This is a genomic window from Lysinibacillus sp. FSL P4-0201, assembly GCF_038593425.1.
In the GTDB taxonomy this organism is placed as follows: Bacteria; Bacillota; Bacilli; order Bacillales_A; family Planococcaceae; genus Lysinibacillus; species Lysinibacillus capsici.
On the sequence record NZ_CP151995.1, the window covers coordinates 1,017,478 to 1,044,101 of the forward strand.

A 26,624-nucleotide genomic window follows, 5' to 3' on the forward strand; every position below is an offset into this window, starting at 1 on the left:
GGAAACTATTGTTGTAAAGTTGGGAAAAACAGTGACAAAAATCTTAACAAATTTAAACAAACTAAATGATTTAATAACAGCAGCAGAAAAAAAAGGGAATCGTGAGGGCGAAAAAGTCCAAATAATTGCCGTGACGAAGGAAGTTTCTGTTGAAAGAACACAAGAAGCAATTGAAGCAGGGCTCACTCATTTAGGAGAAAACAGACCAGAGGGCTTACATCGTAAAATTACTGAGATACATGCTGATGTTCATTGGCATTACATTGGGTCGCTTCAAACACGTAAAGTAAAACAAGTGATTAACAGCATTGATTATTTACACTCCTTAGATCGTTTGAGTTTGGCAGAAGAAATTGAAAAAAGAGCCGAACAACCTGTTAAATGTTTTGTACAAGTAAATATTTCTGGTGAAGAATCAAAACATGGTTTAACTATCGAAGAAGTTTTGCCTTTTGTAGAAGCATTAAAAGGTTTTACTAAGATTCAAGTTGTAGGTTTAATGACTATGGCACCAAACACTGAAAACGAAGCAATTATTCGCTCTGTTTTCAAGCAATTAAAACAATGTCAACAGCAAATAGCCGAGCAAGGATTCGCACACGCACCTTGTACCGAGTTATCAATGGGCATGTCTAATGACTTTGAAATTGCGGTAGAGGAAGGGGCTACTTTTGTTCGAGTCGGAACGGCTCTTGTTGGAAATGAAAGAGGGGAACAGGATGAGCATGAAAAATAAGATTAAAAACTTCTTTTACCTTGAAGAAGAATTAGAAGAAGAAATCACGCAAGCTCCTATTCAGCAACAACAACCCATACAACAACAGCAACCGATTCATTCAGTTAAGCCAAAAAAAATGATGAAAGAACGCAAAGCACCTATTCATGAAATCATGCCACAAAGCACAGCAACTCCTAATAACATTGTCAGTTTGCAGGCAGCTATGAGTTCTAAGGGAGCAAAAGTTGTTTTAATAGAACCGAGAGTTTATGCAGAAGCACAAGATATCGCAGAGCATTTAAAAAATAAACGTGCAACAATTGTCAATTTGCAACGCATCGAAAGAGAACAAGGTAAACGCATTATTGATTTTTTAAGTGGCACAGTCTATGCTCTTGCTGGAGATATTCAACGTATCGGTAAAGATATCTTCCTTTGTACGCCAGATAATGTAGAAGTGACTGGTGAAATTACAAACTTTATTTTAGACGATAATTAATAGCGAGGATTGTAGTTTATATGACTTTTTTTATTATACTTGGTTATGTATCATTAGCATTTAAGATTTACTCATTCATGCTAATTGCATATATCTTAATGTCTTGGGTGCCTGCCGCTCAAAATTCAGCAATTGGTCGCATGCTTGAAAAAGTTTGTGAGCCATATTTAGGGATTTTTAGGAAATTCATTCCGCCTCTTGGTATGATTGATATTTCGCCAATTGTGGCCATCTTTATGCTGAATTTTATAGAAAGAGGGCTTTATATAGTCATTCAGAAAATATATTTTATGTTCGCTTAGAAGTAAATCCTCACGTTTTGGTGGGGATTTTTTATTTATTTTAATTTTCTATGCTACTAAAGCGACTAATAAAAAATTTTAAAACAATGACGTCCAAACGTCATTAATTGGGAATACTAAGTTTCCAACTAACAAAGCAAAATGGAACTAGTGAAAGAGGAGACAACAAGATGGAACACTTAATCCAGCATTTTCGAAAAGATGAACAGCCCTTTATTGAACAGGTAATAAGCTGGCAGCGTGAGGTTGAAGATCGTTATGCGCCTAAGCTGACAGATTTTCTTGATCCAAGACAACGTTTTATTGTGACATCGATTATCGGGCAAAATGATACCCTAAAAACTGCATGCACAGGTTTATTTGAAGAGGCGGAGAGGCAGCGTATGCTTATTTTTCCTACTTACTATGAAGCAATAGAAGAAGACTTTCAGTTAGTGGCCTTTACGATTCAATATCCAGTGAAATTTGTCCAATTACGACATCCTGATGTTTTAGGTGCGTTGCTTTCATTAGGTTTAAACCGTGGGAAATTTGGTGATATTCGTGTAAATGATCAGCAGGTGCAATTCGTTGTAGCTCAAGAGGTAGCAGAATATGTTCGGTTACATTTAACAGGTATTGGTAAAGTTAAGGTGCATATTGAGTCTTTAAAAGAAGCGGATTCCCTTATTGTAAATGAGGAAGAATGGTTGGAGGAATCTTATACAGTATCTTCCATGCGCTTAGATGTAATTATTGCGACTGTATTAAATGTATCACGCCAAAAAGCTCAAGCTTTAATTACTGGGAAAAAAGTTCGTGTAAATTGGACAGAAAGAGATACAGTTGCTTTTGAATTACAAGAGGGAGATATTTTATCGATACGTGGAAGTGGTCGGGTGAAAATTATTATGACTGAAGGCCGAACAAAAAAAGATAAAATCCGTCTTCAAGTCGGTCGATTGGCCCAAAAAAGCTGAAAGTGAAGTAAATTTCATTAATTTTTACTGCTAAGTTGTCGGAACAATTGTATAATAGGAATTACGAATGTACATGTAAAGGAGAGAAGGATTGTATGCCATTATCACCTATTGATATACATAATAAGGAGTTTACAAAAGCCTTCAGAGGTTATGCTGAAGATGAAGTAAATGAATTTTTAGATCAGATTATTAAAGACTATGAAATTCTGCTTCGTGAAAAAAAAGAGGTTGATAAGCAATTAGAGATGGCTTTAGAACAAGCGAGACATTTCAACACCTTAGAAGAAACTTTGCAGAAGTCTATTGTCGTTGCACAAGAAGCGGCTGATGAAGTGAGAAGAAATTCTCAAAAAGAGGCAAAGCTCATTGTAAAAGAAGCTGAAAAAAATGCTGATCGAATTGTCAATGAAGCTTTGACGAAGGCTCGTAAGGTGACGATTGAAATTGATGAGCTTAAAAAGCAATCTAAGGTATTTCGTAATCGTTTCAAGATGCTTGTAGAAGCACAGCTGGATTTACTTAATGCAGATGACTGGGATCATTTGCTGCAATATGATATCGATTTAACAGAAATTCAAGCATCTGTTGAAGAAGCACAGGATTCTGAGGATATTTAACTTTTCTTTTTAATTGCTGTAATTGACAAATGAAACTTGACGCGATTGTTTGAATTTCATATACTTTGTAATAGTAATTATTTTGAATAGATATGCATAAAAGCAGAGACGAAGACAGTATTTGTTAGGCGTTGTTAAGCGATTTGGGGACAGTGAGAGCCCAAACATACAACTAGCATTGAACATCACTTCTGAGCTAAATAACTGAAAAAAGTAGGTTATTTCGTGATGCACGACGTTAAACGTGCTTTTAAGAGGTAGTGCAAATTTTTGTACTACAATTAGGGTGGTACCGCGAGTAGAAGCTTCTCGTCCCTTAGTGGGATTGAGGGCTTTTTTTGTTTGTTTCCGAATCGTTTTAGATAATTTTGCCAATAACTGTCTTATGAGAAAAATGTCTACCTGTTTGTGTAAAATAAAGGAGGAATTTTAATGGTTGAATACAAAGATACTTTATTAATGCCAAAAACAGATTTCCCAATGCGTGGAAATTTACCGGCAAATGAGCCAAAAATGCAAGAAAAATGGAATGGCATGGATATTAACAAATTACAGATGGAGCGTACGGAAGGTCGACCAGAATTTGTTCTACATGATGGTCCTCCCTATGCAAATGGTGATATCCATATAGGCCATGCTCTAAATAAAGTATTGAAGGATATGATTACACGTCATCGCTCCATGACTGGCTACCATGTCAATTATATTCCAGGTTGGGATACACATGGTTTACCAATTGAGCAAGCATTGACTAACAAAGGTGTAAAACGTAAAGAAATGTCAGTAGCAGCATTCCGCCAACTTTGTGAAGAGTATGCTTATGAGCAAATTGACAATCAACGTGCCCAATTCCGCCGTCTAGGCATTCGAGGTGATTGGGAAAATCCATATATTACATTAAAGCCTGAGTTTGAAGCTCGTCAAATTGAAGTATTCGGTAAAATGGCGGAAAAAGGTTATATCTATAAAGGGTTAAAGCCGGTTTATTGGTCTCCTTCTTCTGAATCTGCTTTGGCGGAAGCTGAAATTGAATATAAGGACATCAAATCTCCATCCATTTATGTAAGCTTTGCAATTAAGGATGCGAAGGGTGTTGTTCCAGCAGATGCTAAATTTATCATTTGGACAACAACACCATGGACATTACCAGCAAACTTAGGGATTTCTTTGAATCCTGAATTTATCTATGTAGTAGTTGCAGTGGCTAATAAAAAATTCATCATTGCCAAAGAGTTATTAGAGTCAGTGGCAACTACGCTTGGATGGGTAGACTATGAGGTTGTACAAGAAGTAAAAGGAGAGGCATTAGATCGTATTGTAGCACAACATCCATTCTACGATCGTGAATCGCTTATTATGGTAGGTGAACACGTAACTGCTGAAGCGGGTACAGGTTGTGTTCATACAGCCCCAGGGCATGGTGAAGACGATTATCATATTGGTAAACAGTATGGTTTAGGTATTCTTAGCCCTCTTGATAATAGTGGCTGCTATACAGATGAAGCACCTGGCTTTGAAGGCGTGTTTTATAATGATGCGAATAAACTCGTCACAGAAAAACTAAAAGAAGTAGGAGCGTTAGAAAAGCTTGATTTCTTTACGCACTCCTATCCACATGACTGGCGTACGAAAAAGCCTGTTATTTATCGTGCGACACCACAATGGTTTGCATCTGTTGAAGCATTCCGTGGGGAGTTATTAGAGGCTGTAAAAGCAACAGCATTTACACCAGCTTGGGGAGAAACTCGTCTTTATAATATGATTCGTGATCGTGGAGACTGGGTAATTTCACGTCAACGTGCGTGGGGTGTGCCGATTCCGATTTTCTATGCTGAAAATGGTGAACCTATTATTACACCTGAAACAATTAGTCATGTCTCAGCATTATTCCGTGAGAATGGATCAAATATTTGGTTCCAAAAAACAGCAAAAGAGTTATTACCAGAAGGCTTTACACATCCAGGTAGCCCGAACGGCGAATTTACCAAAGAAAATGATATTATGGATGTATGGTTTGATTCAGGTTCATCACACCAAGGTGTACTAGTAGAACGTGGTATGAAATATCCAGCTGATCTCTATTTAGAGGGCTCTGACCAACATCGTGGTTGGTTTAATTCCTCTCTTATTACATCTGTAGCTATTAACGGCTATGCACCATACAAAGGACTTTTAACACATGGTTTTGTACTTGATGGTGAAGGACGTAAAATGAGTAAATCTTTAGGGAATGTGATTATTCCGCAAAAAGTAATGGATCAGTATGGAGCAGACATACTTCGTTTATGGGTTGCTTCTGTTGACTATACAGCAGATGTCCGCATCTCTATGGATATGTTAAAGCAAGTATCTGAAGTGTATCGTAAAATTCGTAATACTTTCCGTTTCTTACACGGCAATATTGCTGATTTCGATCCTACGAAAGATCGTGTAAGTTATGCTGAGCTTCGTGAAATGGATCAATATGTGTATATGCGCTTACAGGATGTCTTAAAAACTGTGCGTGCTGCCTATGATCGTTATGATTTTGCTGCTGTCTATCATGTAGTCAATAATTTCGTTGCTGTAGAGTTATCTTCATTCTATCTTGATATTGCCAAAGACGTAGTCTATATCGAGGGTCATGACAATAAGGATCGTCGTGCGATGCAAACAGTTATTTATGATACATTGATGACATTAGTAAAAATCATGACACCAATTATCCCACATACAACAGATGAAATGTGGTCTTATCTACATGCTCAAGGTATTGTAGAAGAAGTTTCTGTTCAATTAACAGATTTCCCAGAGGTAGATGTTCAAGCGAATTTTGACAGCCTACGTACAAAATGGGAAAAAATTATTGATGTACGCGATGATATTTTAAAAGCATTAGAGGAAGCACGTAATGCGAAAACAATTGGTAAATCACTTGAAGCAAAAGTCACTGTCTACGCGAAAGAAGATGTTGTCGCATTATTGAACGATGCCAACATTGACTTTGCACAACTTTCCATCGTTTCAGCTTTTGAGGTAGCTGCTATCGAGGAGGCACCTGCTGAAGCTTTAACACTTGAGCATGTTTCCATTGTTGTTGAGAAGGCTACTGGTGAGAAATGTGAGCGTTGCTGGTCAATTTCTGAAACAGTTGGTTCAAATGAAGCACAGCCTACAGTATGTGCTCGCTGTGCAGAAGTTGTAGAAAAGTATTACGTTTAATCTATAAATAACAAGAATCTGCATTTTAATGTAGAGGATGTGCAAGTCTCCTTGTTGGAGGCTTGCTTTTTTCATGGAAGTTTTGCAGATTCTTTTCCATTATTTAAATAAAATTTCTGTCGTATTGCGATAGTCTGTTGGAGAGATCCCTACATATTTTTTAAAAGTTAAACTATAGTAATTTGGTGTATTGAAGCCACAGGAGGAGGAGATTTTTTCTATGGTGTAGTCGTACTTGCGTAAAAAAGGTAAGGTTTTGATAATGCGTGTATAAGCAACATAGTCAACAAAATTGCGACCTGTTTCTTTTTTAAATAGTCTACTAAAATGAGTTGGGCTAAAGTTAATATATTTTGCAACATCACGAATGGTCAGTTGTTCGTCGTAATGCTCTTCAATATACTGAATAGCTTTTTGCAGCTGCTCATGCTTTGTTAAATCTTCGTAATATCGGATGTGTATATTATGGATAGGTGGTTTTCTACGTGCTTTTCTAGCCTGGCTATAGGATTCCTTCACTTGCATAGCATCCTGAAATACACCTCCAACCCCCATAAAAAGATGAATAGAACAATCCCTTTTTAGGGTCTCGATAACCTCTAATAAACAGGCTTCACCCTCAGTCCAATGTTTGAAAGAGTTGTAGTCAGTAGGAATTCGCATGAGAAGTAATAAATAGCGTTCAAAATGTAAAAAGGATAATGAGGCCTTCTCAGCAAAGTGCTGACGAAAAACAGTTGTAATACTACTACTTGCATCGTGTGGGACAGCTTTCTTATTAGCCCCATCAATATAGCCTTGAATTAAAAATACAATATTAGGTATACAGTTTGTCGATAAAAATGAAGCAGATTGTATTATTTCTTGTTCATTGTCAATTTCTCCACGGATCAGGCGTTTTAAAAATGCTTCCCTAAATGGAGAGGTATGTTGTTGGGATACTTGTTGTGATAGCTCAAGCATTGTAAGTGTACTCGCCTTTTTTTCCTGATAGGACGTATACAGCTTTTTTACAATTCGTAAAAATTTTGATTTTTGTAATGGTTTTATGAGAAGTGCAGGTAAAGCTAATTCAATTGCTATACCAGTCGAGTAGGTAAGGTGTTCTGTAACAAACGGGACAATAATACTATTAGGATAATTTCTTTTTAATCGATTAATCTTTACCCAATCAAATAACCGATTGACTTCATAGACAATAATGACCTCATCTTCTGGCTTTGGCACTTTACATTCCTCTAAAGCGTTTGGTAAAACCTCTTTTAACCATTCACTCATTTGCTGCTTGTCAAATGAGCTTTCCATATACCATACCACCTTTAAAATGCTACCAGCCCCCTACGAATAAAAAGATAAAAATATTTTAACTTAAAATAGCAATTTTTTGTACTAATACAGCAATATTTTATATCTATATTGAAGTTGAAATAGAATAGAATAATTGTAGTGAATAATAATTTGAAATTTCAGACAATTATTCACTTACCAAAAAAGGGGGAGTTGGCTTATGGCGGAAGTAGGCAGTCATGATTATGACTATGTAGAAGCAGGAACAATTGATGTGAAAGATCTACCACCTTTAGATGCAACAACAAACAAAATTATGAAAGATGAATTTACAACAGGTTTAGGTTTATCGATATTTTACTTTATTTTGATTTTTAGTATCCCTGTTATGAATTGGTTTGCGCCAGCATTTGCGTTTAAGAAGATCTGGGGTGGTATGACAGTCACATGGTTTGTGACAACGATTGTAATGATGGCTATGGCATTTATTATTGCATATGTTCACACAGCCATGTACGAGAAACGTCTAAAGCAATATGATATAGCAAATAAGTAGTTGGAACAAAGGGGGAAATGTTGAATGATGGAAGCTCTATTAGAACCAAAGATGTTAATGACCATTGCTTTAATGGGAACAATTGTATACATTACGTATTTAACAAAAAGAAATGCAACAGCTTCGGATTTCTTTGTAGGTGGCCGAAGCTTCGGATGGTTTACAAATGGGTCTGCCATTGGTGGGGATTACTTAAGTGCAGCAACATTTCTGGGTATCGCAGGGTTAACATTTCAACTTGGATATGATGGTGCTTATTATGCTTTTTGCTTCTCCATTGGGTTAACATTATTAGCGATTTTTGTGGCAGGTCCTTTAAGACGTTTTGGTGCATTTACCGTTGCAGATTTTTTAGGCTATCGTTTTCATAGTAGACGAGCACGGCTTGTAGCTGTGGCAGTGGTGTTAGCTATTTCAGGCTTTTATGCAGCTCCCCAATTATTAGGTGCTGCACAGATTTTAAGTATGTTTTTCGGTACTTCTTATGAATTCGGCATTATATTTACTTGTGTTGTTATGATTTTTTATGTAGGTATTGGTGGTATGAAAGGAACAACCATCAACCAAGCATTAGAGTTGTGGATTCGTCTTGGTGCGTTTATTGTGATGTTAATTGCAGCAGTTTATGGCGGTTTACATTATGATAAAATTTTAGCAGCCATCCATTCATTTAGCGGTCCAATTACAGGCACTTCACCGTATGCCTTAGATGGCAATGATATCAATTTTGATGGTGCTGCTTGGACAGGCACGGGCTTTTATTTCCCCACGTTCTGGCAAACAATTAGTATGACGATAGGATTAGCGCTAGGAACAATTGGTCTTCCTCATATTTTATTGCGCTTTTATACAAACCCAAGTGCTAAAGCAGCCCGTAAATCTGCACTCATGGCCATTGGAATTGCAAGCGCATTCTTCTTGTTAGCTGTTTATTTAGGTGTTGTAGGTCGATCTATTTTCATTTCTGGGACAGCTAGTGAGGAAGTCATGCGTGATTTAGTGCTGGGTGGGAATAATATGGTCATTCCTACTACAGCCCTTGCACTAGGTGGCAAATGGCTACTTGGATTAGTTATAGCAGGAGCATTTGCAGCTATTTTCTCCAATCTTTCAGGATTGTTTATTACAAGCTCAGGTGCACTAGCTCATGATTTATATGCCAATATCATGAAAAAGGATATTACACAAAAACAACGAGTTATTGCTGGGAAAGTGGCTATTGTATTATTAGGTATTTTATATGGAGCATTGGGTTTACTTGTAAAGGATGCATCTATTGGCCATTTAGTGGCGCTCGCTTTTACTGTCGCTGCAAGTACATTTACCCCAATATTCATTTTAGGTATTTGGTGGAGAGGCATGACAGAAAAAGGAGCCATTGCAGGATTATTAATAGGACTTGGCGTGTCTATGTGGATGATCTTTTTACCAGGAACGTTACCAAGCTTCTTGCAGTTTAAAATTCCAGGTATTGTGACAGTACCTGTGGGCTTCTTATCTGTTATCATCGTGTCATTAATAGATCGCAAAGTTCCTGCTGATGTTAATGACTTCATGAAGCGAGTACATTCAAAAGAGTCTGAAACTGTCTAACCAATAAGTTATGGCTATTTCTATTGCTTAAACGTAATAGGGGTAGCCTTTTTATATTTCTTGAAGAGATTTAGAATCCAGCCATATTTAGATATGATATTAGTTATTGTGAATGGTACTGTTATGGTAGAATAGGTAAGATGTTGAGTGAACGGAGGAATGTCTGTGTATAAATATTATGGATTAGCTGCTTTTGTCGTTTTACTGGATCAATGGACAAAATGGCTGATTGTGAAAAATATGGAATATGCTGAACGCATTGCTGTATGGGACCCATGGTTTGGTATTTTGTCTCATCGAAATAGAGGGGCAGCATGGGGGATGCTAGAGGGGCAAATGTGGTTGTTTAGTATTGTCACAGTTGCTGTTATCTGTGCGATTGTCTATTTTTATCATAAAGAAGCAAAGGGAAAGCCTGTTTTTCAAGTCGGCTTAATGCTCTTGCTTGGTGGTGCAGTAGGAAACTTTATAGACCGTCTATTTAGAGGAGAAGTGGTCGATTTTGTAGATGTTTTAATTCCAATTATTAATTATGATTTTCCTATTTTTAATGTGGCAGATGCTGCATTAACAATAGCGGTTGTCGTGCTGATGATTGGCTTAATTATGGAAGATAAAAAAGAGAAGAAACAGGTGAAACAATGACGCAAGTAACATATACAATCGAAGAACAGCAGCAAGGAGAGCGCATTGATAAAGCACTTTCCAGCTTACAATCTGAGTGGTCACGCACGCAAATTGGGAACTGGATTAGTGAGGGAGTCATTAAAGTAAACGGTGATGCTGTAAAGGCAAAATATAAGGTTAAAGCTGGTGACATCATCGCTATTGATGTACCAGAAGTGGAAGAATTGGATGTTGTCGCAGAAAATTTAGATTTAGATATTGTTTATGAGGATGCAGATGTTCTTGTTGTGAATAAACCAAAGGGTATGGTGGTACATCCAGCACCGGGCCATATGGGAGGTACACTGGTAAATGGCTTAATGTATCATTGTAAAGACTTATCAGGGATTAATGGTGTACTACGACCAGGGATTGTCCATCGTATCGACAAAGATACATCGGGCTTATTGATGGTTGCTAAAAACGATACGGCTCATGAATCATTAGTCAATCAATTAGTGAATAAAACAGTTACTCGTAAATATATTGCTCTTGTCCACGGGCATATTGCACATGATAAGGGGACAATTGATGCACCAATTGGTCGTGACCAAAAAGATCGCCAAAAACAGGCAGTTGTCGATAATGGTAAACATGCTGTCACACATTTCCAAGTTGTTGAACGTTTTGGTGACTATACGCTGGTGGAATGTCGTTTAGAAACGGGACGTACACACCAAATTCGTGTGCATATGAATTATATTGGCTTCCCACTTGTTGGAGATCCAAAATATGGTCCGAAAAAGACAATCGACTTTGGGGGACAAGTTTTACATGCAGCGACTTTAGGATTCGATCATCCTTCATCTGGAGAATACTTGGAGTTTGAAACACCACTTCCAGCTGATTATGAACAATTATTAAATGATTTACGAAATAGGCATTGACGTATACGAAAAGAAAGTCTATACTAACGACAGTGAATGAACAACATAACTAAATATTCACCTTTAATGGCAGTCCAGAGAGGCTGAGAAGGGACATGTGATAGTGTTGTGGAAATTTGTGCTGCAAATTTTTCCAACATGCTTTTTCGACACGTATACAACCCTCTCAGGCTATTCGCCTCGAGAGGTTTTTTTATGGACACATGGCCGATAATAGATTGAAGAGAGGAGGATACGAATATGGCACAAAATGAATTATTAGATGGCCCATCAATGACACGAGCATTAACACGTATTGCCCATGAAATAATTGAACGTAATAAAGGAATCGATGAATGTATTTTAGTTGGCATTAAAACACGAGGTGCCTTTCTAGCCAGACGTTTGGCGCAGCGAATTGAAAAAATTGAAGGTAAACCGATTCGTACAGGGGAACTTGATATTACACTTTACCGAGATGATTTAACAACGAAACATGAAAACGAACAAGCACATGTAGAACAAGTTGATATCGAGTATCAAGTGAAAAATCAAAAAATCATCTTAGTAGATGATGTACTTTATACAGGTCGAACAGTACGTGCAGCTCTAGATGCTGTAATGGATTTAGGAAGACCTGCACAAATTCAACTAGCTGTTCTAGTAGATAGAGGACATCGAGAGCTACCAATTAGAGCAGACTATGTGGGAAAAAACGTTCCAACTTCTGGCTCTGAGCGCATTGTTGTCAATTTAGAAGAAGTAGACGGAGAAGATTGCGTCATTATTTACAAAGAAGACGAACAATAAAGTGAGGAAACAGTATGTCAAATGCAGTTTTAGATATTAAGGATAAACCGACCCCGCTCCAGCTAGTGACATTAAGTTTCCAGCATATGTTTGCGATGTTTGGTTCAACGATTTTAGTACCGCAGTTAGTAGGTCTTAGTCCAGCGATTGCCCTTTTAACAAGCGGAATTGCTACATTATTCTTCCTATTAATTACGAAATTCCAGGTACCAGCTTATTTAGGCTCATCCTTCGCCTTTATTGCACCAATCCTACTTGCTGCAGGTGGTTTAAATGAAGACGGTTCGAGTGTAAACCCAGGCAATGCCATGATCGGTGCTATGGCTGTCGGCATTACGTACGGAATTGTATCCTTAATCATTTGGAAAAGTGGTTATAAGTGGATTATGAAAATCTTGCCACCGATTGTGGTAGGCCCAGTAATTATGGTAATTGGGCTTGGACTTTCTGGTACGGCTGTGAATATGGCAATGAACGTTAATGGAGAGTATAGCTTTTTACACTTCTCAGCTGCTTTAGTTACGGTCTTTACAGCTATCATCTTTACGATTTTCTTTAAAGGAATTTTAAGCACTATGCCAATTTTGATGGGCCTAATTGTAGGTTACATTTACTCCATGATAATTGACATAGTAGACTATACACCGATTGCCAAAGCAAAATTCTTCGCTATGCCTGATTTCTTAATACCGGGTGTGCATTATGAGTTTGAAATAACAACAAAAATTCTACTTATCATGGTACCGATCGTTATTGTAACAATTTCAGAACATATTGGTCATCAACTGGTATTAGGAAAAGTAGTAGATCGGGATTATATTAAAGAGCCAGGACTACACCGTTCGCTACTAGGTGACGGACTTGGCACATTTGTGAGTGCTTTAATCGGAGGCCCTCCGAAAACAACGTATGGTGAGAATATTGGTGTACTAGCCATTACTCGAGTATACAGTATCTACGTTATTGCAGGTGCAGCAGTGGTTGCTATCTTACTATCATTCTTCGGGAAAGCAATGGCCGTAATTGCAACGATTCCAACCGCAGTACTTGGTGGGGTTTCCATCTTACTGTTCGGAATTATCGCAGCAAGTGGCTTACGTATGCTAGTAGATAATCATATTGATTTTGGTAACAGTCGTAACCTAGTAATTGCTTCAGTGATTTTAGTCATTGGTATCGGCGGTGCCAAGTTTGTTATCTCAGAATCATTGAGTGTTGAAGGAATGGCCCTAGCAGCGATTATTGGTGTGCTATTGAATGCGATTCTACCAGGCAAAAAAGAAGCTGATATACCCGTACAATACAATCAAAATAAAGATTCATAGTAGTACCTTTTAATGAATTGTCCAGAGAGGCAAAAAAAGGGAAGTTGTGGACAGGCTGAAGTAGGATGTATGTCTTGCTGTAGTTTGTCACGCCTCCTCATGCCTCGTTGATGACATCAACGGGGCTTTTACTTTATATACAGAGAACGTCATACAAAGACGTTCACGATTCACAACCTAATGGAGGTCACATGATGAAGAACTTATTATCGATGGAACATTTAACAACAGAAGAGATTAACCAAATCCTAGATCTTGCGCAAGCATTTGAAAATGGTGAAACATCATCGTTATCTCGCACTCACAAAGTGGCCAACCTATTCTTTGAACCAAGTACTCGTACAAAAACAAGCTTTGAAATGGCAGAATACAAAATTGGCTGTCATGTTATCCCTTTTGATGCAGGGTTTTCGAGTGTTACAAAAGGGGAAACGATGTACGATACGGTCAAAACATTGGAAATGATTGGTTTAGATGCTGTCATCATTCGAGCGTCAGAAGATGAGTATTACAATGAGCTGCTGAATGGTATCAACGTAGCGATTATTAATGCAGGAGACGGTGCTGGGCAACACCCTTCACAATCCTTATTGGATCTTTATACCATCAAAAAAGAGTTTGGCTATTTCGAAGGGTTGAATGTCACCATTGCAGGAGATATCTCTCATAGTCGAGTAGCGAAATCAAATGCAACAGCATTACAAAATTTAGGGGCAAATGTTCATTTCCTTTGCCCAGAAGAATGGTCTGGCGGTTTTGAAGCGCACCATTCATGGGATAATCTGATCGAAATAAGTGATGTCATTATGTTACTACGTGTGCAACATGAACGTCATAAAGTAAATAAAAGCTTCTCAAAGGAAGGTTACCATCAAGAGTTTGGTTTAACAATTGAACGAGAAAAGCAAATGAAAGAATCGGCCATTATTATGCATCCAGCACCCGTCAATCGTGATGTCGAAATTGCTTCTGAGTTAGTCGAGTGTGATCGCTCTCGAATTTTTGAACAGGTGCGGAACGGTGTTTACACACGGATGGCTATTATGGAAACCATTTTAAAGGGGAGAGAATAACATGACAAAGGTACTTCAAAATGTACAAATGCTAGATGAACAAGGTGAATTGAAGACAGTCAATATTGCAATGGCAGACGGAAAGATTACGGCTATTGGTCAAGATGTGACTGTAGCAGGTGCAGAACTGATTGAAGGACATGGCTTAATCGTAGCACCAGGCTTTATCGATGTTCATACACATTTACGAGAGCCAGGATTTGAGCATAAGGAAACCATTGCAACAGGTTCGGCATCAGCAGCAAAAGGCGGCTTTACGACAATTTGCGCAATGCCTAATACAAAGCCAGTACCTGATTCGGTTGAAAACATGCAACTCATCAATGGGCTCATTAAGGACAGTGCGGTTATTCGAGTACTCCCATATGGTTCCCTAACAAAGGATATATCAGGTGAGGTTCAAACAAATATTGAAGAATTAAAAGCACATGGAGCAGTGGCATTCTCAGATGATGGTGTTGGTATCCAGCTAGCCTCAACGATGTATGAGCAAATGAAAGATGCGGCCCAGCACGATATGGTCGTTGTAGCACATTGTGAGGACAACTCATTAATCTATGATGGTGTGATGCATGAAGGAAAGCGTAATAAAGAGCTAGGCCTCCCAGGAATACCTTCCATTTGTGAATCCGTACAAATTGCACGAGATGTACTACTTGCAGAAGCAGCAGGCGCTCGTTACCATGTTTGTCACGTATCGACGAAGGAATCAGTGCGTGCGGTAAGAGATGCAAAGGCTGCAGGAATCCGTGTCACAGCAGAAGTTTGTCCACATCATTTATTACTAGAAGAGATGGATATTCCATCTGATGATGCTAATTGGAAAATGAATCCACCATTACGCGCAGCGGATGATAAAGATTCTCTACATGCAGCACTACTTGATGGCACAATCGACTGCATTGCAACAGATCATGCGCCACACACAGTAGAAGAAAAATGCTGCGGTATGGTTGGCGCACCATTTGGTATTGTAGGTTTCGAAACAGCTTTCCCACTACTTTATACACAGTTTGTAGAAACAGGAAAGTGGACGTTAAAACAATTAGTTGATTCGATGACAGTGAAAGCAGCTGAGATTTTTGATCTGCCATATGGCACATTAGAAGTGGGTGCTTCAGCGGATATGATTTTAATTGATACTCAAAAAGAACAAACGATTGATGCAGAAGGCTTTGTATCAAAAGGTCGTAATACACCATTCAACGGCTGGGTGGCAAAGGGTTGGCCAGTACTAACGATTTTTGAAGGCAATATCGTATATCAGGAGGCAGAGTAATGAAAAAACGTTTACTAGTTTTAGAAGATGGCACAGTATTTACAGGGACAGCATTTGGTAGCGAGCGCGCTTCACAAGGTGAGGTTGTATTCACAACAGGGATGACGGGTTATCAGGAAACGATTTCAGATCCCTCATTCTATGGACAAATTGTCACTTTAACTTATCCTTTAGTTGGTAATTACGGCATTAACCGTGATGACTTTGAATCGATTACGCCAGCCATTCGTGGATTTGTTGTGCGTGAACTAGCTAAAAATCCTTCAAATTTCCGCTGTGATTTAACTTTAGATGATTATTTGACATCAAAGGATATCCCAGGAATTGAAGGAATTGATACACGAAAATTAACACGTATTATTCGTAGTAAAGGTTCCGTAAAAGCGATTTTGACAGCTGCTGATGAAGAAGTAAATGTGGATGAAATAGTAGCACAATTACAAGCAACGCCAGCCATTACGCACCATGTTCGTGAAGTATCACCAAAAGCGGCCTATCCATCTCCAGGGCGTGGTAAACGAGTTGTCCTAATTGATTATGGAATGAAGCATGGGATTTTACGTGAATTAAACAAACGTGATTGTGATGTGCTAGTAGTACCTTATAATACGTCAGCTGAGGAAATTTTAGCTTGGCATCCAGATGGCATCATGCTGTCAAATGGACCAGGAAATCCTGAAGATGTTCAAGAAGGCATTGAAACAGTACGTAACTTAATTGGAAAAGTGCCAATGTTCGGTATTTGTTTAGGCCATCAAATCTTTTCTTTAGCAAGTGGTGCAAAAGCCTTTAAATTACCGTTTGGACACCGTGGTGGTAACCATCCAGTAAAAGATTTACGTACAGGTCGTACAGATTTAACATCTCAGAACCATGGCTATGCCATCGATATCGAATCATTAAAAGATACAGATTTAGAATTAACACATATCGCGTTAAATGATGGAACATGTGAAGGTGTGCGTCATAAAAAATATCCAATTTTCACAGTGCAATATCACCCAGAAGCATCACCAGGTCCAGAAGATTCAAACCACTTATTTGATGAATTCATCGAAATGATGGAAGTAGAAGCAGGGAAGGGGAAACAACATGCCTAAACGTACAGATATTGAAACTATTTTAGTAATCGGCTCAGGCCCAATTGTTATCGGACAAGCAGCAGAATTTGACTATGCAGGAACACAAGCATGTCTTTCATTAAAAGAAGAGGGCTACCGCGTTATTTTAATCAATTCAAACCCTGCTACAATCATGACAGATACAGAAATTGCAGACAAAGTCTATATTGAGCCAATTTCTCTTGATTTTGTATCGCGTATATTACGTAAAGAACGTCCAGACGCGATTTTACCAACACTTGGTGGTCAAACGGGCCTAAATATGGCGATCGAATTAGACAAATCAGGTATTCTAGATGAGCTTGGAATTGAAATTCTTGGTACTAAATTAGATGCCATCCATAAAGCAGAGGACCGTGATTTATTCCGTAATTTAATGTATGAGCTAGGAGCTCCAGTTCCTGAATCTGATATTATTCATAACTTAGATGAAGCGAAAAGATTTGTTGCGAAAATTGGCTATCCTGTCATTGTTCGACCTGCCTTTACACTTGGCGGTACAGGGGGCGGTATTTGCTACAACGATCAAGACTTAGAAGAAATTGTGACATCGGGTTTAAAATATTCACCTGTAACGCAATGTCTATTAGAGAAATCAATCGCAGGCTATAAAGAAATTGAATACGAAGTAATGCGTGATGCAGCTGACAATGCCATCGTTGTATGTAACATGGAAAACGTTGACCCAGTAGGGATTCATACAGGTGACTCAATCGTTGTTGCACCAACGCAAACATTATCTGATCGCGAAAACCAAATGCTACGTAATATTTCACTCGATATTATTCGCGCATTAAAAATTGAAGGTGGCTGTAACGTACAGCTTGCACTTGATCCATATAGCTTTAATTACTATGTGATTGAAGTAAATCCACGTGTCTCTCGTTCATCTGCATTAGCATCAAAAGCAACAGGTTATCCAATTGCTAAGCTAGCCGCTAAAATTGCAGTAGGCTTAACGTTAGATGAAATTAAAAATCCTGTAACAGGCTCAACATATGCTTGTTTTGAGCCTGCACTGGACTATATCGTAGCAAAAATTCCTCGCTGGCCATTCGATAAATTCGAATCTGCTAAACGTAATCTTGGTACGCAAATGAAAGCTACTGGTGAAGTAATGGCGTTAGGTCGTACTTTTGAGGAAGCTATGCTAAAAGCGGTTCGTTCTCTTGAGACAGGTCAAGTACACTTAGAGTTAAAACATGCTGAAGAAAATTCAGATTCTTGGATTGAAAAACGTATTCGCAAGGCTGGGGATGAACGTCTATTCTTCATCGGTGAAGCTTTACGTCGAGGTGTAACAATTGAACAAATTCATGAATGGTCAGCAATCGATCTATTCTTCTTAAATAAATTTAAAAATATTGTGGATATGGAACAAACGCTTGCTGACAATAAGAATGATAAAGACGTACTACGAACAGCTAAACGTTTAGGCTTTGCAGATAAGAAAATTGCTGAGCTTTGGGAAACAACACCAGAAGAATTGTATGCTTATCGTAAAGAGCATGGTATTATGCCAGTCTATAAAATGGTGGATACATGTGCAGCAGAATTTGAATCAGAAACACCATATTTCTATGGCACTTATGAAGACGAAAATGAATCGATTAAGTCAGAAAAACCTTCTGTGGTGGTACTCGGTTCAGGTCCAATCCGCATTGGCCAAGGGGTAGAATTTGACTACGCCACAGTACACTCAGTATGGGCGATTCAAGAAGCAGGTTATGAAGCGATCATCATTAACTCAAATCCAGAAACAGTGTCAACAGATTTCTCAATTTCCGATAAATTATATTTTGAACCATTAACAATTGAGGATGTTATGCATATTATCGACTTAGAACAACCAATTGGTGTTGTTGTTCAATTCGGTGGTCAAACGGCTATTAACCTTGCTGATAAATTAGCTGCTAATGGTGTGAAAATCTTAGGTACGTCTCTTGAGGATATTGACCGTGCAGAAAACCGCGATAAATTTGAGCAGGCGCTACGTGAATTAGATATTCCACAACCTCAAGGAGAAACAGCGGTTTCTACAGAGGAGGCTCTTGCCATTGGTGAGCGTCTAGGCTTCCCAGTGCTTGTCCGCCCTTCTTATGTACTTGGTGGACGTGCAATGGAAATTGTTTATAACCAAGAAGAATTACAGCACTATATGGAAAACGCGGTAGAGGCATCTCCAGATCATCCAGTATTAGTAGACCGTTACTTAACAGGACAGGAAATTGAAGTAGATGCTATCTGTGACGGTGAGAATGTGTTAATACCAGGAATTATGGAGCATATCGAGCGTGCAGGAGTTCACTCTGGTGACTCAATCTCTGTTTATCCACCGCAAAAATTAACACAGGCACAAAAAGATACATTAGTTGACTATACAACTCGTCTTGCGAAGGGGCTAGGCATCATCGGCTTAATGAACATCCAATATGTCATTTCACAAAACGAAGTATTTGTTATCGAGGTGAACCCACGTTCATCACGTACAGTACCGTTCCTAAGTAAGATTACAAATATCCCAATGGCTAATATTGCAACAAAAGCAATCCTTGGCAAATCCATTGTAGAGCAAGGCTATCCAACAGGCCTAGCAGCTGAGCAAAAAGGCGTATTTGTAAAAGTACCAGTGTTCTCATTCGCTAAATTACGACGTGTAGACATTACATTAGGACCTGAAATGAAATCTACTGGTGAAGTAATGGGGAAAGATGCAACATTAGAAAAAGCTCTTTATAAAGGCTTAGTTGCAGCAGGTATGGAAATACGAACAGAAGGTACAGTATTATTCACTGTGTCTGATAAAGATAAGGAAGAAGCGATTGCATTAGCAAAACGCTTCTCAACAGTAGGCTATCGCATTGTAGCAACTGAAGGTACAGCAAAAGCATTTGAAGCAGCAGGCGTACGAACTGATGTAGTAGGCAAGATTGGGGCGAAAGGACAAACATTGATTGACCTTATCCAAAATGGGGAAGCTCAGCTTGTTGTCAACACTTTAACAAAAGGCAAGCAACCAGCTCGTGACGGCTTCCGAATTCGTCGTGAGTCTGTAGAAAATGGTGTTCCTTGTCTAACATCTTTAGATACAGCAGAAGCAATGGTACGTGTTATCGAATCTATGACATTTACAGCAGAACAAATGCCAAAAGCGGAGGTAGTACACTAATATGATACGTCAAGAGAAAATGACGGTCGTCTCTCAAAAGCAAATTGCGACAAACATTTTCGAACTGACACTTCATGGTGAACTGGTTCAGGAGATGACTCCTGGCCAGTTTGTCCATGTAAAGGTGTCGGATTCACTGGAGCCGCTTTTACGTCGACCAATTAGTATTGCAAATATTGATAAAGACAACAATGAGTTTACAATGATCTATCGTGCTGAGGGGCGTGGTACGAAAGTTCTGGCAACAAATCGAGAAGGTCAGCTGGTCAACGTACTTGGACCAATTGGGAATGGTTTCCCAGTAGAAGCGGTGCAAGAGGGAGGTACTGCACTACTAGTTGGTGGTGGCATTGGTGTCCCTCCATTACATGAGCTAGCCAAGCAATTGAATGCTCGTGGTGTGAAAACAATCCACGTCTTAGGCTTCCAAACAAAAGATGTCTGCTTTTATGAGGATGAATTTAGTGCACTTGGTGAAACGCATTATGTTACGGTGGATGGCTCGAAAGGTACAAAAGGCTTTGTAACAACGGTTTTAGAGTCGCATGCTCCTGAATTTGATGTTTTTTATTCCTGTGGACCTTTACCAATGTTAAGGGCATTAGAAGGCTTTTATCCTGAAAAAGAAGGCTATTTATCATTTGAAGAACGTATGGGCTGTGGTATTGGAGCTTGCTTTGCATGTGTATGCAAAACAACTGATCAGGTTGAAAAAGACTATGTTAAAGTTTGCTCTGATGGTCCAGTTTTCCCGAAAGGAACGGTGGCACTATGAGTCGTTTAACAATTCAAATACCAGGCTTAGATTTAAAAAACCCTATTATGCCAGCCTCAGGTTGCTTTGGTTTTGGTCGTGAATATGCACAGCTTTATGATTTATCTAAACTGGGGGCTATCATGATTAAGGCAACAACGGTCGAAACGCGTGCAGGTAACCCTACGCCACGTGTTGCCGAAACAGCAGCGGGGATGTTAAATGCCATTGGTCTACAAAATCCAGGCATTGAAAAAGTGATGAATGAGGAATTAAAATTTTTAGAGGATTATAATGTGCCCATCATCGCCAATGTTGCTGGAACAGAGACATCAGACTATGTAGAAGTAGCACGCCGTATTTCAACAGCCTCAAATGTTAAAGCGTTGGAGCTGAATATTTCGTGTCCTAATGTGAAATGTGGTGGTATTCAATTTGGAACAGATCCTGCTACTGCACGTGAGCTGGTCAAGGCTGTCAAGGCTGTGTCAGAAGTGCCAGTCTATGTGAAGTTATCACCAAACGTGACGAACATCGTTGATATTGCCCTAGCTGTTGAAGCAGGTGGAGCAGATGGTATTACCATGATTAATACATTGGTTGGTATGCGTTTAGATGAGCGTACAGGTAAGCCAGTCATAGCTAATGGCACAGGTGGACTATCTGGTCCTGCTGTAAAACCTGTAGCAATACGAATGGTTTATGAGGTGTACAAGGCTGTCAATATTCCGATAATTGGTATGGGCGGTGTAACGGAAGCACAGGATGTCATTGATTTTATGTCCGCAGGTGCTTCAGCTGTAGCAGTAGGAACAGCTAACTTTGTTGACCATTTCGTTTGCCCGAACATTATTGAAGAATTACCAGCAAAGCTGGATGCATTAGGTGTAGAACATATAACAGAGATTATTGGAAGGAGCCATCGTTGATGAATACGAAACCTATACTAGCTCTAGATTTTCCAGGAGAAAAAGAAGTATTCGATTTTCTTAAAAAATTCGATGAGCCTCTTTTCGTGAAAATTGGAATGGAATTATATATGCAAGAAGGACCTGATATCGTACGCAAAGTAAAGGATTTAGGTCATGATATTTTCCTTGATTTAAAATTACATGATATCCCAAATACAGTAGGCTCTGCGATGAAGGGGCTAGCAAAATTAGGGGTAGATTTAGTCAATGTCCATGCTGCAGGCGGACGTGCTATGATGGAAGCAGCTCTAGAAGGACTTGAAGCAGGAACACCAACAGGCAAAGAACGTCCTGCACTAATAGCTGTTACTCAATTAACATCCACAACAGAAGAACAAATGCAAGCAGAACAAAAGATTGCTCTTTCATTGCAAGAGTCTGTCCTACACTACGCAGGGCTGACAAAGGAAGCAGGCTTACAAGGTGTTGTTTGCTCTGTCCATGAGGCTAAGGCGATTGCTGAGGTGTGTGGAGATGAATTTCTACGTGTCACACCTGGAATTCGTTTAGCTGGAGGTGCTACACACGATCAAAAACGTATAGCAACACCTGATGGGGCAAAGCGTGATGGTTCATCACTCATCGTTGTTGGCCGTGCTGTAACAGGTGCACAGGATCCAGTAGCAGCATATAAAATCGTAAGTGAATTATGGGAGGCATAAATTATGACATTACAAAATGAAATTGCACACGCTATGTTAAAAGTTGGAGCAGTAGAATTAAATCCTACAGAGCTATTTACATGGGCATCTGGAATTAAATCACCTATTTACTGTGATACACGTTTAACAATTTCCGATCCAATTATTCGTAAACAATTAGCAAATGGTTTAGCCTCTGTCATCAAAGAAAATTTCGGAGCGACAGAAATTGTAGCAGGAACAGCTACAGCAGGTATCCCACATGCGGCATGGGTAAGTGATATTTTAGAATTACCAATGGTTTATGTACGCTCTAAAGCGAAGGAGCATGGCCGTGGTAATCAAATTGAAGGAAAATACGTAGCAGGACAAAAAGTAGTGGTTGTGGAGGATATCGTTTCTACAGGTGGTTCTTCCATTACAGCAGTAGAAGCATTGCGTGCAGCAGGCTGTGAGGTGCTTGGAGTTGTTTGTGTATACACATATAATCTTCCACGCGCTGAACAAGCATTTGATGAGGCTGGCATCCAATACGTATCATTAACAAATTTTGATTATCTGATTGAAGCAGCAAATGAATCCGGCGCTATTAAAGAAGAAGATATTCCATTCTTAAAAGAGTGGCATGGAAAATTAAAAGCTGGAGAGCTGTAATTGCAAACTGTTCCATAGGTCATAGTTGATGATCAATGGAACAGTTTTTTCTTCCTATTAAATAGGAAACAAATAAGTTAAAATTGGATACTAAAGCCATTAAAGTGGTGAATTCCTGTACCAAATCGTACAAGGTTATTTTTACGTAGCATTTTAACTGCCGTTTTCACTTCTAATAAGATAGAAGGATCAACTCCTAGTGTATGATGTGAGCCGAAAATTTTTGTTAGAGAAGATAAGTTAGCGATTCTTTCTAAAGACTGAACTAAGTCCTCTGGGCTAGTTGTCGGGAAAAAGGCATAGATAGGCGCTTGATCATATAGTAAATCTCCCGTGAATAAATAACCATATTTATAATCCAAAATCGCAATATGTCCTGGAGAATGCCCTGGGGTATGTAGTACAGTAAGCTTTCGGTTTCCTATATCGAAAACATCTCCATCTTCTAGAACACCAGAAGGCTGCCCTTGAAAAGGTTGGTAGGTCGATGGATCGAACGCTATTGGTGTAGGTAACGTGATGTTACGGCCAACATCTCTTCTAATCTGGTCGATAGATAGTTTGGGTATTCCATTAATTAGCCAATCTACTTCATCTTTATGAACATAAATATCATCAAACTGCCCATGATTACCAATATGATCCCAATGAACATGAGTTGTAATAACTGTAATAGGCAAAGAAGTTAATTGTAGGATAATTCTATTAATATTATCAATTCCCAAACCTGTATCAATCAGAATCGCACGCTTGTCTCCTAACAATAAAAAGGAATGCACTTTTTCCCAATGTCCATACTCACTTATAGCGAATGTTTCATTGTTTATCTCTTCTACTGTAAACCATACATCATTAATTTTTACCATAACTGACACACCCCTCTTCTATATCCGTAAACTGATACAATATTTGATAATACTATGTTATTGAAAATTTTAACATAAAAACATGTAATTGCCTCATATAATATTCTAAATAGTATTTCTATATTTGAAATTAAAGAAAAAAGTAAACAACTTGAGATATTAAGAAGTATGTAAGGTAACAATAAATTATAATTGTTAAATTATTTTTTTAAAGTAATTTGAAATACTAGCACTTTAAAGTCTAAAATTATTTATTGAAAACAAAAATGAATAAAATATAACTTTTTCATAAAAAGTAATTTTTAATTTTCACTCAAAAATACTGAATTTATTGAATTTTTGTGTATTTAATTTCTGTAAAAAAATATAGTAAGAAATTCTATTTATTATATTTATAAAATATTTATTTGAAGGAAATGTAACTTTGAGAATAAAAAGTAAAATGTTTCTGAAATCGAAATAATAAAATTACTATTTTTTTGAGAGAGACGTATGGTGGAAATTTATATTTTGGTTTGTAATAATTTGAAAAAGGTACTTGCGTTTATACATGTTTTCTAGCTAAAATAATATCACGGTTTAATTTTCAGATAATTCTATCAGTGATTTAATGATTTAAAGTAAAAAAAATATTAAATTCACGCTTATCTAATAGAAAAGGAGAGGATAGGAGAGAAAAGTTAAATATGATTCTGATATAAGTATCAAGTTTTATTTTCAGAATATTGAATAATAGAGGAGAGATTGTTTGAATACAGCAAAATACTTATTAACAATATCTAATTTGACTACAAGTTTTCGAATTAAAGATACATACCACGCTGCTGTAGATGATGTCTCACTTTCGCTAAAAAAAAATGAGGTATTAGCAATAGTTGGAGAATCTGGTTGTGGTAAAAGTACTTTAGCGACTACAATTGTAGGCTTGCATAATGAAGTAAATACAAAGGTATCTGGCGATATTTTTTATAATAACCAAAATTTAGCTAAATTGAATGAACAACAATTTAATAACTTACGTGGAAATGACATAGGATTTATCTTTCAAGACCCACTTTCAGCACTTAATCCTTTAATGAGGATTAATGAACAAATTGAAGAAGGATTAATCTATCATACTAAGCTTACAAAACAACAGCGTGAAGAGAGAGTTTTAGAACTATTAAATCAAGTTGGTATCGCTAACCCAAAACGTGTGGCTAGACAATTTCCACATCAGTTATCTGGTGGTATGCGTCAGCGGGTCATGATTGCTATTGCCTTATCATGTAAGCCTACTATTTTAATTGCAGATGAACCGACAACAGCTTTAGATGTTACGATTCAGGCTCAAATTTTAGATCTATTAAAAACATTGCAGACTGAAACGGAGACAGGCATTATTCTCATTACTCATGATTTAGGTGTTGTAGCAGAGATGGCTGATCGAGTTGTAGTTATGTATGCAGGGGAAGTAGTTGAAGAAGCTCCAGTTCAGGAACTATTCAATAATCCAAGACATCCTTACACTCGTTCGCTATTAAATTCAATTCCACAAACACATAGCGAAAATGAAAGACTAGAAGTCATTAAAGGGATGGTTCCATCTTTAATAAATTTACCTCGAGAAGGTTGTCGTTTTTCAGGACGAATCCCATGGATTGATGCATCTTCACACGAGACAAAACCTCAATTACATGAAATTGCACCAGGGCATTTTGTGAGATGTACCTGCTGGAAACACTTTCATTTTGAAGGTGAAGAAGGGGGCGGGACTGTATGAGCTTTATGCAAATTAAGGATTTAAATGTTCATTATCCAATACGTGGTGGATTTTTTAATACCATTGTTGATCGAGTATATGCAGTAGACGGTGTGACAATGGAGTTTGAAAAAGGGAAAACCTATGGACTAGTAGGGGAATCAGGATCTGGAAAGTCTACTACAGGCAAAGCAATTATAGGTTTAGAAAAAATTACCTCTGGGCAAATCGTTTATGAGGGCGAAAATGTGACAAATCAACAGAGAAAACGTGATTCTGCCTATAACAGAGATATTCAAATGATCTTTCAAGATTCTCATTCGAGTATGAACCCTAGAAAACGCGTTCTTGATATACTAGCAGAGCCAATTCGAAATTTTATGAAGCTTAGTGATCAAGAGGAGCGCAAACGTATTAAAGAGTTGCTTGCAATTGTAGGGATGTCAGAGGACGTTTTACTCAAATATCCCCATGAATTTTCAGGTGGACAAAAGCAGCGACTTGGAATTGCACGAGCGGTTGCATGTAACCCTAAAATGATTATCGCTGATGAACCTGTTTCTGCGTTAGATTTATCTGTACAAGCACAGGTCTTAAATTTTATGAAAGATATCCAAAATGAATATGGTCTTACTTACTTATTCATTTCTCATGATTTAGGTGTTGTTAAACATATGTGTGATTATATTTCTATTATGTATAAAGGACGCTTTGTGGAAACTGGTACAAGACATGATATTTATAAGAATCCTCAGCATATTTACACGAACCGCCTTTTATCAGCCATTCCAAATATCGAACCAGAGACTAGGGATGAGCGTAAATTAATTCGACAAAAAGTAGAGGAAAATTATCAAAAAGAGCAACATAAATATTATGATGAGCATGGAAAAGTCTACCCACTGAAATCCATTTCAGACACACATATGGTTGCAATGTCAGGGGGAATGTGA

Annotated in this window: 24 protein-coding genes and 1 other annotated feature; of the genes, 22 read left to right on the forward strand and 2 right to left on the reverse strand. The window is 38.2% G+C overall.

Going from position 1 to position 26,624, the window contains the following annotated elements; all coding sequences use genetic code 11:
• Positions 1 to 31: 31 nt before the first annotated feature.
• The 6 genes from MKY76_RS04840 (at position 32) to ileS (ending at position 6,299) form a co-directional block, all read left to right on the forward strand.
• The gene (locus tag MKY76_RS04840) at positions 32 to 736 is read left to right on the forward strand and encodes a YggS family pyridoxal phosphate-dependent enzyme (RefSeq protein ID WP_054549893.1); all 705 of its coding nucleotides are present in this window, start codon (positions 32 to 34) and stop codon (positions 734 to 736) included.
• A complete protein-coding gene (locus MKY76_RS04845; protein WP_004227319.1) occupies positions 720 to 1,217 on the forward strand; it encodes a cell division protein SepF in 498 nt (165 codons plus the stop codon). The genes MKY76_RS04840 and MKY76_RS04845 overlap by 17 nt, the downstream gene beginning before the upstream one ends.
• A gap of 20 nt (positions 1,218 to 1,237) precedes the next feature.
• Positions 1,238 to 1,519, forward strand: coding sequence for a YggT family protein (locus tag MKY76_RS04850; RefSeq protein ID WP_004227322.1), 282 nt, complete (start codon positions 1,238 to 1,240; stop codon positions 1,517 to 1,519).
• Positions 1,520 to 1,689: 170 nt separating this feature from the next.
• Complete coding sequence (locus MKY76_RS04855) at positions 1,690 to 2,478, forward strand: RNA-binding protein (RefSeq protein ID WP_342557479.1); 789 nt, start codon at positions 1,690 to 1,692, stop codon at positions 2,476 to 2,478.
• A gap of 95 nt (positions 2,479 to 2,573) precedes the next feature.
• The gene (locus tag MKY76_RS04860; protein ID WP_004227329.1) at positions 2,574 to 3,098 is read left to right on the forward strand and encodes a DivIVA domain-containing protein; all 525 of its coding nucleotides are present in this window, start codon (positions 2,574 to 2,576) and stop codon (positions 3,096 to 3,098) included.
• Between the two features lie 96 nt (positions 3,099 to 3,194).
• Positions 3,195 to 3,418, forward strand: a binding site (T-box leader).
• A 112-nt stretch (positions 3,419 to 3,530) separates the two neighbouring features.
• Positions 3,531 to 6,299, forward strand: a complete 2,769-nt coding sequence (ileS, locus tag MKY76_RS04865; RefSeq protein WP_103117547.1) for an isoleucine--tRNA ligase — start codon at positions 3,531 to 3,533, stop codon at positions 6,297 to 6,299.
• Positions 6,300 to 6,398: 99 nt separating this feature from the next.
• Here ileS and MKY76_RS04870 read toward each other — a convergent pair whose 3' ends face one another.
• Positions 6,399 to 7,604: an AraC family transcriptional regulator gene (locus tag MKY76_RS04870; RefSeq protein ID WP_342557480.1), complete on the reverse strand. Its 1,206-nt coding sequence runs from the start codon at positions 7,602 to 7,604 to the stop codon at positions 6,399 to 6,401.
• 202 nt (positions 7,605 to 7,806) lie between these two features.
• On the opposite strand from MKY76_RS04870, the gene MKY76_RS04875 reads away from it, so the two are divergent.
• From MKY76_RS04875 to pyrE, 14 genes are all read left to right on the forward strand, one after another.
• Positions 7,807 to 8,142 (forward strand): hypothetical protein, encoded by a 336-nt coding sequence (locus MKY76_RS04875; protein ID WP_048394642.1) that lies wholly within the window; start codon positions 7,807 to 7,809, stop codon positions 8,140 to 8,142.
• Positions 8,143 to 8,166: 24 nt separating this feature from the next.
• Entirely contained in the window at positions 8,167 to 9,735 is a 1,569-nt protein-coding gene (locus tag MKY76_RS04880) for a cation acetate symporter (RefSeq protein WP_004227344.1), read from the forward strand.
• Positions 9,736 to 9,900: 165 nt separating this feature from the next.
• A complete protein-coding gene (lspA, locus tag MKY76_RS04885; protein WP_004227346.1) occupies positions 9,901 to 10,380 on the forward strand; it encodes a signal peptidase II in 480 nt (159 codons plus the stop codon).
• On the forward strand, positions 10,377 to 11,288 hold the full coding sequence (locus MKY76_RS04890; RefSeq protein ID WP_054549866.1) for an RluA family pseudouridine synthase: 912 nt from the start codon (positions 10,377 to 10,379) through the stop codon (positions 11,286 to 11,288). The genes lspA and MKY76_RS04890 overlap by 4 nt, the downstream gene beginning before the upstream one ends.
• 240 nt (positions 11,289 to 11,528) lie before the next feature.
• Entirely contained in the window at positions 11,529 to 12,077 is a 549-nt protein-coding gene (gene pyrR, locus MKY76_RS04895) for a bifunctional pyr operon transcriptional regulator/uracil phosphoribosyltransferase PyrR (protein ID WP_103117550.1), read from the forward strand.
• A 14-nt stretch (positions 12,078 to 12,091) separates the two neighbouring features.
• A complete protein-coding gene (locus MKY76_RS04900; RefSeq protein ID WP_054549867.1) occupies positions 12,092 to 13,402 on the forward strand; it encodes a solute carrier family 23 protein in 1,311 nt (436 codons plus the stop codon).
• Positions 13,403 to 13,596: 194 nt separating this feature from the next.
• Entirely contained in the window at positions 13,597 to 14,475 is an 879-nt protein-coding gene (locus MKY76_RS04905) for an aspartate carbamoyltransferase catalytic subunit (RefSeq protein WP_048394636.1), read from the forward strand.
• Between the two features lies 1 nt (position 14,476).
• Positions 14,477 to 15,754 (forward strand): dihydroorotase, encoded by a 1,278-nt coding sequence (locus tag MKY76_RS04910; protein WP_342557481.1) that lies wholly within the window; start codon positions 14,477 to 14,479, stop codon positions 15,752 to 15,754.
• Positions 15,754 to 16,854 (forward strand): glutamine-hydrolyzing carbamoyl-phosphate synthase small subunit, encoded by a 1,101-nt coding sequence (carA, locus tag MKY76_RS04915; RefSeq protein ID WP_016994256.1) that lies wholly within the window; start codon positions 15,754 to 15,756, stop codon positions 16,852 to 16,854. The genes MKY76_RS04910 and carA overlap by 1 nt, the downstream gene beginning before the upstream one ends.
• Positions 16,847 to 20,044: a carbamoyl-phosphate synthase large subunit gene (gene carB / locus MKY76_RS04920; RefSeq protein ID WP_112117463.1), complete on the forward strand. Its 3,198-nt coding sequence runs from the start codon at positions 16,847 to 16,849 to the stop codon at positions 20,042 to 20,044. The genes carA and carB overlap by 8 nt, the downstream gene beginning before the upstream one ends.
• A gap of 1 nt (position 20,045) precedes the next feature.
• Positions 20,046 to 20,819: a dihydroorotate dehydrogenase electron transfer subunit gene (locus tag MKY76_RS04925; RefSeq protein ID WP_004227355.1), complete on the forward strand. Its 774-nt coding sequence runs from the start codon at positions 20,046 to 20,048 to the stop codon at positions 20,817 to 20,819.
• Entirely contained in the window at positions 20,816 to 21,727 is a 912-nt protein-coding gene (locus MKY76_RS04930) for a dihydroorotate dehydrogenase (RefSeq protein WP_048394627.1), read from the forward strand. The genes MKY76_RS04925 and MKY76_RS04930 overlap by 4 nt, the downstream gene beginning before the upstream one ends.
• Positions 21,727 to 22,431, forward strand: coding sequence for an orotidine-5'-phosphate decarboxylase (pyrF, locus tag MKY76_RS04935; protein WP_103117553.1), 705 nt, complete (start codon positions 21,727 to 21,729; stop codon positions 22,429 to 22,431). Before MKY76_RS04930 ends, pyrF begins: the two co-directional genes overlap by 1 nt.
• 3 nt (positions 22,432 to 22,434) lie before the next feature.
• Positions 22,435 to 23,064, forward strand: coding sequence for an orotate phosphoribosyltransferase (gene pyrE / locus MKY76_RS04940; RefSeq protein WP_103117554.1), 630 nt, complete (start codon positions 22,435 to 22,437; stop codon positions 23,062 to 23,064).
• A gap of 77 nt (positions 23,065 to 23,141) precedes the next feature.
• Here the strand turns inward: pyrE and MKY76_RS04945 are convergent, their stop codons facing one another.
• Positions 23,142 to 23,930 (reverse strand): MBL fold metallo-hydrolase, encoded by a 789-nt coding sequence (locus MKY76_RS04945; RefSeq protein WP_103117555.1) that lies wholly within the window; start codon positions 23,928 to 23,930, stop codon positions 23,142 to 23,144.
• A gap of 748 nt (positions 23,931 to 24,678) precedes the next feature.
• On the opposite strand from MKY76_RS04945, the gene MKY76_RS04950 reads away from it, so the two are divergent.
• Positions 24,679 to 25,692: an ABC transporter ATP-binding protein gene (locus tag MKY76_RS04950; RefSeq protein ID WP_103117556.1), complete on the forward strand. Its 1,014-nt coding sequence runs from the start codon at positions 24,679 to 24,681 to the stop codon at positions 25,690 to 25,692.
• On the forward strand, positions 25,689 to 26,624 hold the full coding sequence (locus MKY76_RS04955) for an ATP-binding cassette domain-containing protein (protein WP_115673211.1): 936 nt from the start codon (positions 25,689 to 25,691) through the stop codon (positions 26,622 to 26,624). The genes MKY76_RS04950 and MKY76_RS04955 overlap by 4 nt, the downstream gene beginning before the upstream one ends.

What these genes read in the sequence shown, in the direction of transcription:
- carB (WP_112117463.1), top strand. Translation starts at nt 16,847, where the DNA reads ATGCCTAAACGTACAGATATTGAAACTATTTTAGTAATCGGCTCAGGC.
- MKY76_RS04910 (WP_342557481.1), top strand. Translation starts at nt 14,477, where the DNA reads ATGACAAAGGTACTTCAAAATGTACAAATGCTAGATGAACAAGGTGAA.
- pyrF (WP_103117553.1), top strand. Translation starts at nt 21,727, where the DNA reads ATGAATACGAAACCTATACTAGCTCTAGATTTTCCAGGAGAAAAAGAA.
- carA (WP_016994256.1), top strand. Translation starts at nt 15,754, where the DNA reads ATGAAAAAACGTTTACTAGTTTTAGAAGATGGCACAGTATTTACAGGG.
- MKY76_RS04850 (WP_004227322.1), top strand. Translation starts at nt 1,238, where the DNA reads ATGACTTTTTTTATTATACTTGGTTATGTATCATTAGCATTTAAGATT.
- MKY76_RS04890 (WP_054549866.1), top strand. Translation starts at nt 10,377, where the DNA reads ATGACGCAAGTAACATATACAATCGAAGAACAGCAGCAAGGAGAGCGC.
- MKY76_RS04870 (WP_342557480.1), bottom strand. Translation starts at nt 7,604, where the DNA reads ATGGAAAGCTCATTTGACAAGCAGCAAATGAGTGAATGGTTAAAAGAG.
- pyrE (WP_103117554.1), top strand. Translation starts at nt 22,435, where the DNA reads ATGACATTACAAAATGAAATTGCACACGCTATGTTAAAAGTTGGAGCA.
- MKY76_RS04845 (WP_004227319.1), top strand. Translation starts at nt 720, where the DNA reads ATGAGCATGAAAAATAAGATTAAAAACTTCTTTTACCTTGAAGAAGAA.
- MKY76_RS04905 (WP_048394636.1), top strand. Translation starts at nt 13,597, where the DNA reads ATGAAGAACTTATTATCGATGGAACATTTAACAACAGAAGAGATTAAC.
- ileS (WP_103117547.1), top strand. Translation starts at nt 3,531, where the DNA reads ATGGTTGAATACAAAGATACTTTATTAATGCCAAAAACAGATTTCCCA.
- MKY76_RS04875 (WP_048394642.1), top strand. Translation starts at nt 7,807, where the DNA reads ATGGCGGAAGTAGGCAGTCATGATTATGACTATGTAGAAGCAGGAACA.
- MKY76_RS04930 (WP_048394627.1), top strand. Translation starts at nt 20,816, where the DNA reads ATGAGTCGTTTAACAATTCAAATACCAGGCTTAGATTTAAAAAACCCT.
- MKY76_RS04900 (WP_054549867.1), top strand. Translation starts at nt 12,092, where the DNA reads ATGTCAAATGCAGTTTTAGATATTAAGGATAAACCGACCCCGCTCCAG.
- MKY76_RS04880 (WP_004227344.1), top strand. Translation starts at nt 8,167, where the DNA reads ATGATGGAAGCTCTATTAGAACCAAAGATGTTAATGACCATTGCTTTA.
- MKY76_RS04860 (WP_004227329.1), top strand. Translation starts at nt 2,574, where the DNA reads ATGCCATTATCACCTATTGATATACATAATAAGGAGTTTACAAAAGCC.
- MKY76_RS04855 (WP_342557479.1), top strand. Translation starts at nt 1,690, where the DNA reads ATGGAACACTTAATCCAGCATTTTCGAAAAGATGAACAGCCCTTTATT.
- MKY76_RS04945 (WP_103117555.1), bottom strand. Translation starts at nt 23,930, where the DNA reads ATGGTAAAAATTAATGATGTATGGTTTACAGTAGAAGAGATAAACAAT.
- MKY76_RS04925 (WP_004227355.1), top strand. Translation starts at nt 20,046, where the DNA reads ATGATACGTCAAGAGAAAATGACGGTCGTCTCTCAAAAGCAAATTGCG.
- MKY76_RS04955 (WP_115673211.1), top strand. Translation starts at nt 25,689, where the DNA reads ATGAGCTTTATGCAAATTAAGGATTTAAATGTTCATTATCCAATACGT.
- pyrR (WP_103117550.1), top strand. Translation starts at nt 11,529, where the DNA reads ATGGCACAAAATGAATTATTAGATGGCCCATCAATGACACGAGCATTA.